Annotated in this window: 13 protein-coding genes; all 13 read left to right on the top strand. The window is 64.2% G+C overall.

The window, feature by feature from the left end; genetic code table 11:
- Nucleotides 1–141 precede the first annotated feature (141 nt).
- The 13 genes from WKW79_RS30815 to WKW79_RS30755 all read left to right on the top strand — a co-directional run bounded on the left by WKW79_RS30815 (nucleotide 142) and on the right by WKW79_RS30755 (nucleotide 11,839).
- Nucleotides 142–624, top strand: a complete 483-nt coding sequence (locus tag WKW79_RS30815) for an ATP synthase subunit I (protein WP_340339047.1) — start codon at nucleotides 142–144, stop codon at nucleotides 622–624.
- Nucleotides 625–628: 4 nt separating this feature from the next.
- Entirely contained in the window at nucleotides 629–1,489 is an 861-nt protein-coding gene (gene atpB / locus WKW79_RS30810) for a F0F1 ATP synthase subunit A (protein ID WP_340339046.1), read from the top strand.
- Nucleotides 1,490–1,550: 61 nt separating this feature from the next.
- Nucleotides 1,551–1,814 (top strand): F0F1 ATP synthase subunit C, encoded by a 264-nt coding sequence (atpE, locus tag WKW79_RS30805; RefSeq protein WP_165908898.1) that lies wholly within the window; start codon nucleotides 1,551–1,553, stop codon nucleotides 1,812–1,814.
- Nucleotides 1,815–1,886: 72 nt separating this feature from the next.
- Nucleotides 1,887–2,357, top strand: coding sequence for a F0F1 ATP synthase subunit B (locus tag WKW79_RS30800; RefSeq protein ID WP_340339045.1), 471 nt, complete (start codon nucleotides 1,887–1,889; stop codon nucleotides 2,355–2,357).
- Between the two features lie 25 nt (nucleotides 2,358–2,382).
- Nucleotides 2,383–2,913 (top strand): F0F1 ATP synthase subunit delta, encoded by a 531-nt coding sequence (locus WKW79_RS30795; protein WP_340339044.1) that lies wholly within the window; start codon nucleotides 2,383–2,385, stop codon nucleotides 2,911–2,913.
- A gap of 36 nt (nucleotides 2,914–2,949) precedes the next feature.
- Nucleotides 2,950–4,503, top strand: coding sequence for a F0F1 ATP synthase subunit alpha (atpA, locus tag WKW79_RS30790; protein ID WP_340339043.1), 1,554 nt, complete (start codon nucleotides 2,950–2,952; stop codon nucleotides 4,501–4,503).
- A gap of 30 nt (nucleotides 4,504–4,533) precedes the next feature.
- Nucleotides 4,534–5,409, top strand: a complete 876-nt coding sequence (gene atpG, locus WKW79_RS30785; RefSeq protein ID WP_340339042.1) for a F0F1 ATP synthase subunit gamma — start codon at nucleotides 4,534–4,536, stop codon at nucleotides 5,407–5,409.
- Between the two features lie 101 nt (nucleotides 5,410–5,510).
- Nucleotides 5,511–5,795, top strand: a complete 285-nt coding sequence (locus WKW79_RS30780; protein ID WP_340339041.1) for a hypothetical protein — start codon at nucleotides 5,511–5,513, stop codon at nucleotides 5,793–5,795.
- Nucleotides 5,796–5,985: 190 nt separating this feature from the next.
- Nucleotides 5,986–7,392, top strand: coding sequence for a F0F1 ATP synthase subunit beta (gene atpD / locus WKW79_RS30775; protein ID WP_340339040.1), 1,407 nt, complete (start codon nucleotides 5,986–5,988; stop codon nucleotides 7,390–7,392).
- A 12-nt stretch (nucleotides 7,393–7,404) separates the two neighbouring features.
- A complete protein-coding gene (locus WKW79_RS30770; RefSeq protein WP_340339039.1) occupies nucleotides 7,405–7,824 on the top strand; it encodes a F0F1 ATP synthase subunit epsilon in 420 nt (139 codons plus the stop codon).
- Nucleotides 7,825–8,054: 230 nt separating this feature from the next.
- On the top strand, nucleotides 8,055–9,224 hold the full coding sequence (locus tag WKW79_RS30765; protein WP_340339087.1) for an ROK family protein: 1,170 nt from the start codon (nucleotides 8,055–8,057) through the stop codon (nucleotides 9,222–9,224).
- A gap of 88 nt (nucleotides 9,225–9,312) precedes the next feature.
- Nucleotides 9,313–10,851 carry a sugar ABC transporter ATP-binding protein gene (locus WKW79_RS30760; RefSeq protein WP_340339038.1) on the top strand — a complete coding sequence of 513 codons (1,539 nt, stop codon included), beginning with the start codon at nucleotides 9,313–9,315 and terminating at the stop codon, nucleotides 10,849–10,851.
- The gene (locus WKW79_RS30755) at nucleotides 10,820–11,839 is read left to right on the top strand and encodes an ABC transporter permease (RefSeq protein ID WP_340339037.1); all 1,020 of its coding nucleotides are present in this window, start codon (nucleotides 10,820–10,822) and stop codon (nucleotides 11,837–11,839) included. The genes WKW79_RS30760 and WKW79_RS30755 overlap by 32 nt, the downstream gene beginning before the upstream one ends.
- Nucleotides 11,840–11,881 lie beyond the last annotated feature (42 nt).

Genomic DNA, 11,881 nt, shown 5'->3' with positions numbered 1-11,881 from the left:
AAGGGGCCCGCGTACAGGCTTCGCAGCCCCGTTGCAACACCTTCGGTTCACATCGGATGGTCAAAATGGCGGGAAGGCCCGGGTTCTTACCTATAATCAATGGCTTTGTAAAATTCTGGTTCGACATCCGGGCGCATGCACATGACAAAAACAGCCCACGATGTCGGGTTCGAAGATCCTCAAGAAGAAGTATTCAAGCCGTTGACCGCCGAGGAGGCGCAACGGCTTCGGGAAAAGAGTCCGTCGGTCTCCCCTTGGCGGGTGATTGCGGCTCAGGTTGTGGCGGGCTTGCTGGTGGCGTTGGCTGCCTGGGGTCTGACCGGGAGGCAAAATCTGGGTTGGTCGGCCGGTTACGGCGCGCTGTCAGTGGTGGTTCCTGCTGCTGTCTTCGCGCGCGGATTGACGGGTCGCCTCTCTTCCCTGAATCCGAGCACGGCGATGATCGGATTCTTTGTTTGGGAAATGGTCAAGATGGCTTTGACGCTGGCGATGTTGCTCGCGGCGCCAAGGCTGATAACGGCGCTGAGCTGGCCAGCAATGCTGGTCGGCCTGGCGGTGGCAATGCAAGCGTATTGGATGGCGTTGATGTTCGCCCCAAAGCGCAAGAAACGAGAGAACGAGTAACAGAATGGCTGCTGAGAACGCTGCGGAACACGGTCAGACCGCTGGTGAATACATCATTCACCATCTGACGCACCTGCAAAACGTCAAGCCCAAGTCGGTCGTCGACTTTTCGGTTTTCAGTTTCGACTCCATCTTCTTCTCGGTCGTGCTGGGCGCGCTGGGTTGTTTTCTCCTGTGGCGTGCCGCGCGCAAGGCCACCTCGGGCGTGCCGGGCCGCTTCCAGGCTGCGGTCGAGTTCCTCGTCGAGATGGTCGACCAGCAGGCCAAGGGCATCGTCCACAACAAGGAAAGCCGCAAGATGGTCGCGCCGCTGGCGCTGGTCCTCTTCGTCTGGATCTTCCTGCTCAACGCGATGGACTTGCTGCCCGTCGATCTGCTGCCCTTCCTCTTCGGCAAGTTCTATCCCGGCGACCCGCACCATGCTTATCTGCGCGTCGTGCCTACGGCCGACCTGTCGGTGACCATGGGTCTGTCGGTCGGTGTGCTGCTGGTCTGCCTCTACTACAACGTCAAGATCAAGGGTCTGGGCGGCTGGGTGCATGAACTGTTCGCGGCACCGTTCGGCAACCACTGGGCGCTGTACCCCTTCAATTTCGCGATGCAGATGATCGAGTTCATCGCCAAGACCGTCTCGCACGGCATGCGGCTGTTCGGCAACATGTACGCCGGCGAACTGATCTTCCTGCTGATCGCCCTCATGGGTGGTGCCTTCACGCTGTCGGCCACCGGCATCGGCCTGGCCATCGGTCACATCATCGCGGGCACCGTCTGGTCGATCTTCCACATCCTGATCATCACGCTGCAAGCCTTCGTGTTCATGATGCTGGCGCTGGTCTACATCGGCCAGGCCCACGATCACCACTGATCCGTCTTTTCAGTTTCCGTTTTTCTTTTTCTCGTCAACCAAAGTCCCCTTAGGAGTCATCATGGAAGTTATCAGCTTTGTTGCCCTGGCCGCCGGCCTCATCATCGGTCTCGGCGCATTCGGCGCTTGCGTCGGCATCGGCATCATGGGCAGCAAGTACCTCGAATCGGCTGCACGCCAGCCCGAGCTGATGGGCGAACTGCAAACCAAGATGTTCCTGCTGGTCGGCCTGATCGACGCATCGTTCATCATCGGTACCGGTGTGGCCCTGTGGTTCGCAACGGCCAACCCGTTCCTGGCGCAAATCGCCACCCTGGCCAAGTAAGTTTTTCTCCTCGGATCCGGTCGTCATTCCCAGCGGAGTGACTGACAGTTCCATTGCATAGAGAGGTGAAAAGTGAGCATTACCGGTACCTTAATCGTCCAGTTGATCGTGTTCCTGATCCTGGTCGCCTTCACGATGAAGTTCGTGTGGCCACCGATCGCGAAGGCGCTCGACGAGCGCGCCGCCAAGATCGCCGACGGCCTGGCCGCGGCTGACAAGGCCAAGACCGAACTGGCTGCGGCCGACAAGAAGGTCGAGTCCGCACTGGGTCAGGCTCGCAACGAATCCGCGCAGCGCCTGGCTGATGCGGAGCGTCGCGCGCAGGCCATCATTGAAGAGGCCAAGGGCCGCGCCACGGAAGAGGGCAACAAGATCGTCGCCGCTGCACGTGCCGAGGCCGAGCAGCAAGCCGTCAAGGCCCGTGAAGCACTGCGCGAGCAAGTTGCCGCACTGGCCGTCAAGGGCGCCGAGCAGATCCTGCGCAAGGAAGTGAACCCCGCGGTTCACGCCGACTTGCTGGCCCGCCTGCAGACCGAACTCTGAAGCAGAAGGCGCATCGAGGAACAACATGGCAGAAATCGCCACCATTGCACGCCCCTACGCCGAGGCCTTGTTCAAGGCTGCAGCGTCTGACCATCAAGGTACGGGCGCCTGGCTGGAGCAAGTCGCCGCCATCGCGGCCGAGCCGCAGTTGCAGCAATTCGCCGACAACCCGAAGGCCACGCCCGAGCAAGTGCTCGGCGTGATCGCCAGCGTGGCCGGTGCTCCGCTGTCGGCGCAGGCCAACAACTTCCTCGGCGCGTTGCTCGAGAACGGCCGCTTTGCTGCGCTGCCTGAAATCGCGCGCCAGTACCGGGTCCTGGCCAATGCCAGCAGCGGCTCGTCCGATGCTGTCGTGTACAGCGCCTTCCCGATCGACGACGCTGCGCTTGCGCAGTTGTCGACGGCGCTCGAGAAGCGCTTCGGCCGCAAGTTGCAGGTTTCGGTCAAGCTCGACCCGTCGTTGATCGGCGGTGTGCGCGTGGCTGTGGGCGACGAAGTGCTCGACACCTCGGTCAAGGCCCGTCTAGAACAAATGAAAGTTGCGCTGGCGGCGTAAGCCTTCGGCCCCTCACACAGAAAGAAGGAACGAGTCATGCAACTCAATCCCGCAGAAATTTCCGAACTCATCAAGAGCCGCATCGAAGGTCTTGGTGTTTCCGCCAACATCCGCAACGAAGGTACCGTCGTCTCGGTGACCGACGGCATCGTGCGCGTGCACGGCCTGTCGGACGCCATGCAAGGCGAAATGCTGGAGTTCCCGCCGAGCGCGGACGGCACGCCCTCTTTCGGCTTGGCGCTGAACCTGGAACGCGACTCCGTCGGCGCCGTGATCCTGGGCGAATACGAGCACATCTCCGAAGGCGACACGGTCAAGTGCACCGGCCGCATCCTGGAAGTGCCCGTGGGCCCCGAACTGATCGGCCGCGTGGTGAACGCACTGGGCCAGCCGATCGACGGCAAGGGTCCGATCAACGCCAAGATGACCGACGTGATCGAAAAGGTCGCACCGGGCGTGATTGCACGGAAGTCCGTGGACCAGCCGATGCAGACCGGCCTGAAGTCGATCGACTCGATGGTGCCGATCGGCCGTGGCCAGCGCGAGCTGATCATCGGCGACCGCCAGACCGGCAAGACCGCCGTGGCGATCGACGCGATCATCAACCAGAAGGGTCAGAACATGACCTGCGTCTACGTTGCGATCGGCCAGAAGGCTTCGTCGATCAAGAACGTGGTGCGCGCACTGGAGCAAGCCGGCGCGATGGAATACACCATCGTCGTGGCCGCTTCGGCTTCCGAATCGGCTGCCATGCAGTACGTGTCGGCCTACTCGGGCTGCACGATGGGCGAATACTTCCGCGACCGCGGCCAAGATGCGCTGATCGTCTATGACGACCTGTCGAAGCAAGCCGTTGCGTACCGCCAGGTCTCGCTGCTGCTGCGCCGCCCGCCAGGCCGCGAAGCCTACCCCGGCGACGTGTTCTATCTCCACAGCCGTCTGCTCGAGCGCGCAGCCCGCGTGAACGCCGACTACGTCGAAGCCTTCACCAAGGGTGAAGTCAAAGGCCAGACCGGTTCGCTGACCGCACTGCCGATCATCGAAACGCAAGCCGGCGACGTGTCCGCTTTCGTGCCGACCAACGTGATCTCGATCACCGACGGCCAGATCTTCCTGGAAACGAACCTGTTCAACGCCGGTATCCGCCCCGCCATCAATGCCGGTATCTCGGTGTCGCGCGTGGGTTCGTCGGCGCAGACCAAGGTCATCAAGGGCCTGTCCGGCGGTATCCGTACCGACCTGGCGCAGTACCGTGAACTGGCTGCGTTCGCGCAGTTCGCTTCCGACCTGGATGAAGCCACCCGCAAGCAGCTCGACCGCGGTGCCCGCGTGACCGAACTGCTGAAGCAAACGCAATACAGCCCGCTGCCGATCTCGCTGATGGGCGCCACGCTGTTCGCGGTGAACAAGGGCTTCCTGGACGACCTGGAGATCAAGAAGGTGCTGCCGTTCGAACACGGCCTGCACCAGTTCCTGAAGTCCAGCCACGCCGCGCTGCTCGACAAGATCGAGAAGTCGAAGGCACTGGACAAGGATGCCGAAGCCGAGCTGACGACTGCCATCACGTCGTTCAAGAAGTCGTTCGCCTGATCGACCGCACTGAACTGACAAGGAGCTCTCATGGCAGCTGGTAAGGAAATCCGCGGCAAGATCAAATCGGTGGAGAACACCAAGAAGATCACCAAGGCCATGGAAATGGTCTCGGTTTCCAAGATGCGCAAGGCGCAGGAACGCATGCGCGCGGCTCGCCCGTACAGCCAGAAGATCCGCAACATCGCGGCCAACCTCGGCAAGGCGAACCCGGAGTACACGCACGCGTTCATGAAGACGAACGAGGCGAAGGCCGTCGGGTTCATCGTGGTGACCAGCGACAAGGGCTTGTGCGGTGGCTTGAACACCAACTTGCTGCGCCTGGTCACGGCCAAGTTGCGCGAGGCGCAGGCCGCCGGCAAGACCGTGGATTCGGTCGCGATCGGCAGCAAGGGCCTCGGCTTCCTGAACCGCATCGGTGGGCGTGTCGTGGCGCATGTCACGCACCTCGGCGATACGCCGCATCTGGAAAAGCTCATCGGCCCGGTCAAGACGCTGCTCGACTCGTATGCCGAGGGCAAGATCTCGGCGGTGTACCTGTGCTACACGCGCTTCATCAACACCATCAAGCAAGAGCCGATGGTGGAGCAACTGTTGCCGCTGGCGGCCGAATCGCTTCAAGTCGAAGCCGGTACGCCCTCGTGGGACTACATCTACGAGCCGGATGCGCAGAGCGTGATCGATGAACTGCTGGTTCGCTACGTCGAGTCGCTGGTGTACCAGGCGGTCGCTGAAAACATGGCCTCCGAGCACTCCGCTCGCATGGTGGCCATGAAGGCAGCGACCGACAACGCCGGCAACGTGATCAACGAGCTGAAGCTGGTCTACAACAAGACGCGCCAGGCCGGGATCACGAAGGAACTGTCCGAGATCGTGTCGGGCGCGGCCGCCGCGGCAGGGGTCTAGCACCAGAACTTGCAATGGGACGGGCCGCATTGCCGCCGCGCTGACAGCAGTCCTGCTGGAGGCGCGTTATCACAGGCCCGCAGTACAACAGGGATGAAAAAATGAAAAAGGTTCTCGCGTTGGTCGCAGTGGCGGCGGCGCTCACGGCTTGTTCGAAGAAGGAAGAGGCGCCCGCGGCGCCGCCAGCACCGGCGGCAGCGCCGGCTCCGGCCCCGGCTGAAGCACCGGCAGCAGCGCCCGCACCGGCGGCGGCGCCGGCTGAAGCACCCGCGGCGGCTCCGGCTCCTGCGGCTGCTGCACCGGTCGAGGCCCCTGCTGCTGCGCCGGCTCCGGCTGCGGAACCGGCGAAGGCTGCGGAGGCTGAGAAGCCGGCCGAGAAGAAGTGAAGCGCTGAGCTTTTGAAGTGCGGGAATGCTGGCCACGGCCGGCGTTCTTGCAAAAGCGTCTGACAACAGGGTCCGGGCGCTTCTGCAAGAAGTTATTTACGCAGTTTTTTGTTGAAGTAAGTGCCCGGTGGGCCCTGAACACGGTTTGGCGAGAGCCAGTGCAAGTTTGAGATCTTGAAGGAATCGAAAAATGGCTGAAGTACAAGGCAAGATTGTTCAATGTATCGGCGCCGTGGTCGACGTGGAATTTCCGCGCGACCAGATGCCGAAGGTGTATGACGCCTTGAAGTTCGAAGGCGGCGGGCTGACCCTCGAAGTTCAGCAACAGCTGGGCGACGGCGTCGTGCGCACCATTGCCCTCGGTTCGTCCGACGGCCTGCGTCGCGGCCTGATCGTGACCAACACCGGCGCGCCAATCACGGTGCCGGTCGGCAAGGCCACCCTCGGCCGCATCATGGACGTGCTCGGCCGTCCGATCGACGAGCGCGGCGAAGTGAGCCAGGAGCTCACCGCTTCGATCCACCGCAAGGCACCGGCCTATGACGAACTCTCGCCCTCGCAAGACCTGCTGGAAACCGGCATCAAGGTGATCGACCTGGTGTGCCCGTTCGCCAAGGGCGGCAAGGTGGGCCTGTTCGGCGGCGCCGGCGTGGGCAAGACCGTGAACATGATGGAACTCATCAACAACATCGCCAAGGCTCACTCGGGTCTGTCGGTGTTCGCCGGTGTGGGTGAACGGACCCGCGAAGGCAACGACTTCTATCATGAAATGGCGGACTCCAAGGTCGTGGACCTGGACAACCTGGCGGAGTCGAAAGTGGCCATGGTCTACGGCCAGATGAACGAACCGCCGGGCAACCGTCTGCGCGTGGCGCTGACCGGCCTGACCATCGCCGAGTCCTTCCGCGACGAAGGCCGTGACGTGCTGTTCTTCGTGGACAACATCTACCGCTACACGCTGGCCGGTACCGAAGTGTCGGCTCTGCTGGGCCGCATGCCTTCCGCCGTGGGCTACCAGCCGACGCTGGCCGAAGAAATGGGCCGCCTGCAAGAGCGCATCACCTCGACCAAGGTCGGCTCGATCACTTCGATCCAGGCCGTGTACGTCCCTGCGGACGACTTGACCGACCCGTCGCCTGCCACGACCTTCGCCCACTTGGACTCCACCGTGGTGCTGTCGCGTGACATCGCTTCGCTGGGTATCTACCCCGCCGTGGACCCGCTGGACTCGACCTCGCGTCAGCTCGACCCGAACGTGGTCGGCGAAGAGCACTACAACGTGGCCCGCGCCGTGCAAGGCACGCTGCAGCGCTACAAGGAACTGCGCGACATCATCGCGATCCTGGGCATGGACGAACTGGCACCGGAAGACAAGCTGGCCGTGGCCCGCGCCCGGAAGATCCAGCGCTTCCTGTCGCAGCCTTTCCACGTCGCTGAAGTGTTCACCGGCTCGCCTGGCAAGTACGTGCCGCTGGCCGAAACCATCCGCGGCTTCAAGATGATCGTGAACGGCGAAGCCGACCACCTGCCGGAACAAGCGTTCTACATGGTGGGCTCGATCGATGAGGCGTTCGAGAAGGCCAAGAAGGTCGCTTAAGAAGGAATCACCATGGCAGGCACCATTCATGTGGACGTGGTCAGCGCGGAAGAGTCGATCTTTTCGGGCGAAGCCAAGTTCGTCGCGCTGCCCGGTGAAGCCGGCGAGCTCGGCATCTATCCGCGCCACACCCCGCTGATCACGCGCATCCGCCCCGGCGCGGTGCGCATCGAGACGGCTGAAGGCGGCGAAGAGTTCGTCTTCGTGGCCGGCGGCATCCTGGAAGTGCAGCCGAACGCCGTCACCGTGCTGTCCGACACCGCGATCCGCGGCAAGGACCTCGATGAAGAGAAGGCGAACAAGGCCAAGGCTGCGGCCGAGGAAGCGCTGAAAAACGCCAAGAGCGACATCGACATCGCGATGGCGCAGTCGGAACTGGCCGTGATGGCCGCGCAGATCGCTGCGCTGCGCAAGTACCGTCAAGCCAAGTAAGCGAATTCCCGCGCTGACGATCAAGCCGCCTTCGGGCGGCTTTTTCATGCCTGCGCTTCGGCCCAAGCCGTTGTGAATGTGCATCTTCGAACTGAATTCGGCTGAAGATTGACCTTGTGCGGCTGAAGCCAAGCTCCTAGCATCCGCCTTCGCCCGGCACCGAGAGGCCGCGCAAGAACAATGACGGAGACAAAGTGCGGATGCGCTGGAGTGGTGTCAGTGCCGATGAGATGCAATTGCTGGAGGCCGCCTTCTGGTCGGCCGGCGGCTCGCGGCATGGCATGGCGGAACGGCTCGGCTTTTCCAAGAGCAAGGCCAACACGCTGATCGCCGGCCTGATTGACCAAGGCATGCTGGCCGAGTATGGGCTGCAGCCTTCGTCGGGCGGTCGCCGCGCGGAGAACCTCCAACTCAATGCTGGCTTAGGCGCGCTCATCGGCGTGGACATCGGCGCGACCAGCCTGGATGTGGCCATCCTGCGGCCAGACCTGACGCTGCTGGCGCAACACGCCGAGGCGGCGGATGTGCGGCAAGGCCCGGGCGTGGTGCTGGCGCGAGTGCGGACGCTGATGCGAGAGTTGCTGGCGAAAGCCGGGCTCACCGCAAAGGATGTGCTGGGCGTGGGCATCGGCGTGCCGGGTCCAGTGAACTTCGCGATCGGGCAACTGGTGAGCCCGCCGCTGATGCCGGCCTGGGACAGTTTCTCGATCCGCGATTACCTGCGCGAGGAATATGCCGCGCCGGTGTTCGTCGACAACGATGTGAACCTGATGGCGCTCGGCGAACTGTGGCGGCTGCGCCGGTCGCTGAGCAACTTCCTGGTGATCAAGGTGGGCACGGGGATCGGTTGTGGGATCGTCTGTCATGGCGAGGTATACCGCGGCGCTGCAGGTTCGGCCGGCGACGTGGGTCACATCTGCGTGGACCAGGAAGGGCCGCGCTGCCATTGCGGCAACGTGGGTTGCGTGGAAGCGATGGCGGCCGGGCCGGCCATCACGCGCATGGCGGTCGAGGCGGCCAATGCGGGCGAGAGTGCGGCACTGGCTGCCTGCTTGCGGGAGAAGGGACGCATCGAGGCCACCGACGTTGGCGAGGCAAGCCGCGCGGGGGATGCCGCGGCCAACGGGATCATCCAGCGCGCGGGCAACCTGATCGGGCAGATGCTGGCGTCGGTCGTCAACTTCTTCAATCCGTCGCATGTGTTCATCGGCGGCGGCATCACCGGCATCGGGCCGCTGTTCCTGGCGGCGGTGCGGCAAAGCGTGTATCAGCGTTCGCTGGCGCTGTCGACGCGGCATCTGGAGATCCAGTACACGCCTTTGGGCATGCAAGGTGGCGTGATCGGGGCCGGGGTGCTCGCGCTGCATGAGACGCTGAAGGTTCGCGGGGTGGCGCCATGACGCTCGCAGGACGGGTTGGCGCCCGCGCTACTTGCGCACCCGTGCATGGCCGCGAGGGCGCGCGCGTGCCGTGCCTAGAGGGCGAGCGATGAACACCGTCACCTCCGCTACCGCCGCCGCTTCGGCGAAGCGCAGCGTCGCCGTCGAGTTCACCGACATCGTCAAGGCCTTCGGCCCGGTGCAGGTGCTGCATGGCGTGAGCTTCTCGCTGGCGCCCGGCCGGGTCTACGGTCTGTTGGGCGAGAACGGCGCGGGCAAGTCCACGATGATGAAGATCCTTGCGGGCTACGAGCAGCCGACCGGCGGCAGCGTGAGCATCAACGGCACGGTGCAGCACTTCGCCAATTCGCGTGATGCCGAGGCGCTGGGCATCGTGCTGATCCATCAGGAATTCAACCTCGCGGAAGACCTCAGCGTGGCGCAGAACATCTTCCTGGGCCACGAGAAGAAGAAGGGGCTGTGGCTGGACGACGCGGCCATGGAGCGCGAGTCCGCGGCGGCGCTCGCGCAGGTCGGGCTGAAGGTCGACCCGCGCACCAAGGTGCGCCGGCTCATCGTGGCGGAGAAGCAACTGGTCGAGATTGCCAAGGCCATCGCGCGGCACGCGCGGCTGCTGATCATGGACGAGCCGACGGCCACGCTCACGCCCAGCGAGACCGAACGTCTCTTCAAGCTCATCGCGCAGTTGCGCGCGGATGGCGTGACCATCGTCTACATCTCGCACAAGCTCGACGAAGTGGAGCGCGTGACGGACGAGGTGATCGTGATGCGCGATGGCCGCTTCGTGGCGCGGGCGCCGACTTCGGACCTCACGCGGCAGCAGATGGCGAACCTCATGGTGGGGCGTGAGCTGGCCGATCTTTTCCCGCCGCGCGACCTCGTGGCACATGACGAGCCGCCCGCAATGCAGGTGCGCAGTTTCAGCGTGCCGGGATGGGCGCGGGAGGCCAGCTTCGATGTGCGGCCGGGCGAAATCCTCGGCTTCGCCGGCCTGGTCGGCGCGGGCCGCACGGAGTTGTTCGAAGGCCTCATGGGCCTGCGCCCGTCCAGCGGCGAAGTGCAGATCCTCGGCAAGCCGGTGCACCTGCGCAATCCGCGCGATGCGGCGCGGCACGGCTTCACCTACCTCAGCGAAGACCGAAAGGGCAAGGGCCTGCATGTGAACTTCGGGCTGCGCCAGAACCTCACGCTGATGGCGCTGGAGCAATACGCGCGCCCCTGGCTGCGGCCCGATGCGGAGCGCGCGGCGCTGGGCGCGGCGGTGAAGGACTACGGCATCCGCACCGGCACGCTGGAGGCCAAGGCCTCGTCGCTCTCGGGCGGCAACCAGCAGAAGCTGGCGCTGGCCAAGGTGCTGCAACCCAAACCGAAGATCGTGGTGCTCGACGAGCCCACGCGCGGCGTCGACGTGGGCGCCAAGCGCGACATCTATTTCCTGATCCAGCGACTGGCCCGCGAAGGCCTCGCCGTGATCGTCGTCTCGTCGGAGTTGATGGAGCTGATCGGCCTGTGCCACCGCGTCGCGGTGATGCGGGCGGGCCGGATCGTCGCCACGCTGGACGCGGACCATCTCACCGAAGAGGAGCTCATCGCTCATGCCACCGGAACAATCCAAGACCGCGCCTGAGGACGCGGCGCACCGCGCCGAGGCCAAGCCGCGCTGGACGGAGCAACTGCGCGGCTTCGGGCCGGTCGCGGGGCTGGTGCTGCTGTGCATCGCCGGCACGCTGCTCAACAGCGACTTCGCGACCGCCGACAACGTGATGAACGTGCTCACGCGCACGGCCTTCATCGGGATCATCGCGGTGGGCATGTGCTTCGTCATCATCTCGGGCGGCATCGACTTGTCGGTGGGCTCGATGGCGGCGCTGATCGCGGGAAGCGTGATCATGTTCATCAACTGGGCCGGGCCGGCGACCGGCTCGCCGCTGACGGCGGTGGTGCTGGGCGCGGGACTGGCGGTGGTGCTCGGCGCGGTGTTCGGGCTGGTGCATGGGCTGCTGATCACCAAGGGGCGCATCGAGCCCTTCATCGTGACGTTGGGCACGCTGGGGATATTCCGGGCCTACCTCACCTACTTTGCGAACGGCGGCGCGCTGACGCTGGACAACGAGCCGGCGGACCTCTACGCGCCGGTGTACTACGCGAGCCTCGCGGGGATCCCGATTCCGGTGTGGGTGTTCGTGATCGTCGCGGTGGTGGGTGCGCTGATCCTCAACCGCACGGCCTATGGGCGCTATGTGCAGGCGATCGGGTCGAACGAGCAGGTCGCGCGCTATGCAGCGGTCGATGTCGACCGGGTGAAGATCCTGACCTATGTGCTGCTCGGTGTCTGCGTGGGCGTGGCGACGCTGCTGTACGTGCCGCGCCTCGGTTCCGCCTCGCCGACCACGGGCCTGCTGTGGGAGCTGGAAGCGATCGCGGCGGTGATCGTCGGCGGCACGGCGCTCAAGGGCGGTGCGGGCAGCATCACCGGCACGGTGGTCGGCGCGATCCTGCTCTCGGTCATCAGCAACATCCTGAACCTCACCAGCATCATCAGCGTGTACCTCAACGCGGCGGTGCAGGGCTTCGTGATCATCATCGTCGCGTTCCTCCAGCGCGGCCGGCGCTAGTTTTTCCCCGCAGTCGTAGTTCCATCACCCATAGGAGACATC

Origin of the sequence: Variovorax robiniae (assembly GCF_037889955.1) — a bacterium.
Classification (GTDB): domain Bacteria; phylum Pseudomonadota; class Gammaproteobacteria; order Burkholderiales; family Burkholderiaceae_C; genus Variovorax; species Variovorax robiniae.
The sequence above is the reverse complement of the archived record's forward strand: the minus strand, read 5'-3'. Positions and strand labels throughout refer to the sequence as shown.

Coding starts and splice junctions, on each gene's coding strand:
- WKW79_RS30815 (WP_340339047.1), top strand. CDS start 142: ATGACAAAAACAGCCCACGATGTCGGGTTCGAAGATCCTCAAGAAGAA.
- atpB (WP_340339046.1), top strand. CDS start 629: ATGGCTGCTGAGAACGCTGCGGAACACGGTCAGACCGCTGGTGAATAC.
- atpE (WP_165908898.1), top strand. CDS start 1,551: ATGGAAGTTATCAGCTTTGTTGCCCTGGCCGCCGGCCTCATCATCGGT.
- WKW79_RS30795 (WP_340339044.1), top strand. CDS start 2,383: ATGGCAGAAATCGCCACCATTGCACGCCCCTACGCCGAGGCCTTGTTC.
- atpA (WP_340339043.1), top strand. CDS start 2,950: ATGCAACTCAATCCCGCAGAAATTTCCGAACTCATCAAGAGCCGCATC.
- atpG (WP_340339042.1), top strand. CDS start 4,534: ATGGCAGCTGGTAAGGAAATCCGCGGCAAGATCAAATCGGTGGAGAAC.
- WKW79_RS30780 (WP_340339041.1), top strand. CDS start 5,511: ATGAAAAAGGTTCTCGCGTTGGTCGCAGTGGCGGCGGCGCTCACGGCT.
- atpD (WP_340339040.1), top strand. CDS start 5,986: ATGGCTGAAGTACAAGGCAAGATTGTTCAATGTATCGGCGCCGTGGTC.
- WKW79_RS30770 (WP_340339039.1), top strand. CDS start 7,405: ATGGCAGGCACCATTCATGTGGACGTGGTCAGCGCGGAAGAGTCGATC.
- WKW79_RS30765 (WP_340339087.1), top strand. CDS start 8,055: ATGCAATTGCTGGAGGCCGCCTTCTGGTCGGCCGGCGGCTCGCGGCAT.
- WKW79_RS30760 (WP_340339038.1), top strand. CDS start 9,313: ATGAACACCGTCACCTCCGCTACCGCCGCCGCTTCGGCGAAGCGCAGC.
- WKW79_RS30755 (WP_340339037.1), top strand. CDS start 10,820: ATGCCACCGGAACAATCCAAGACCGCGCCTGAGGACGCGGCGCACCGC.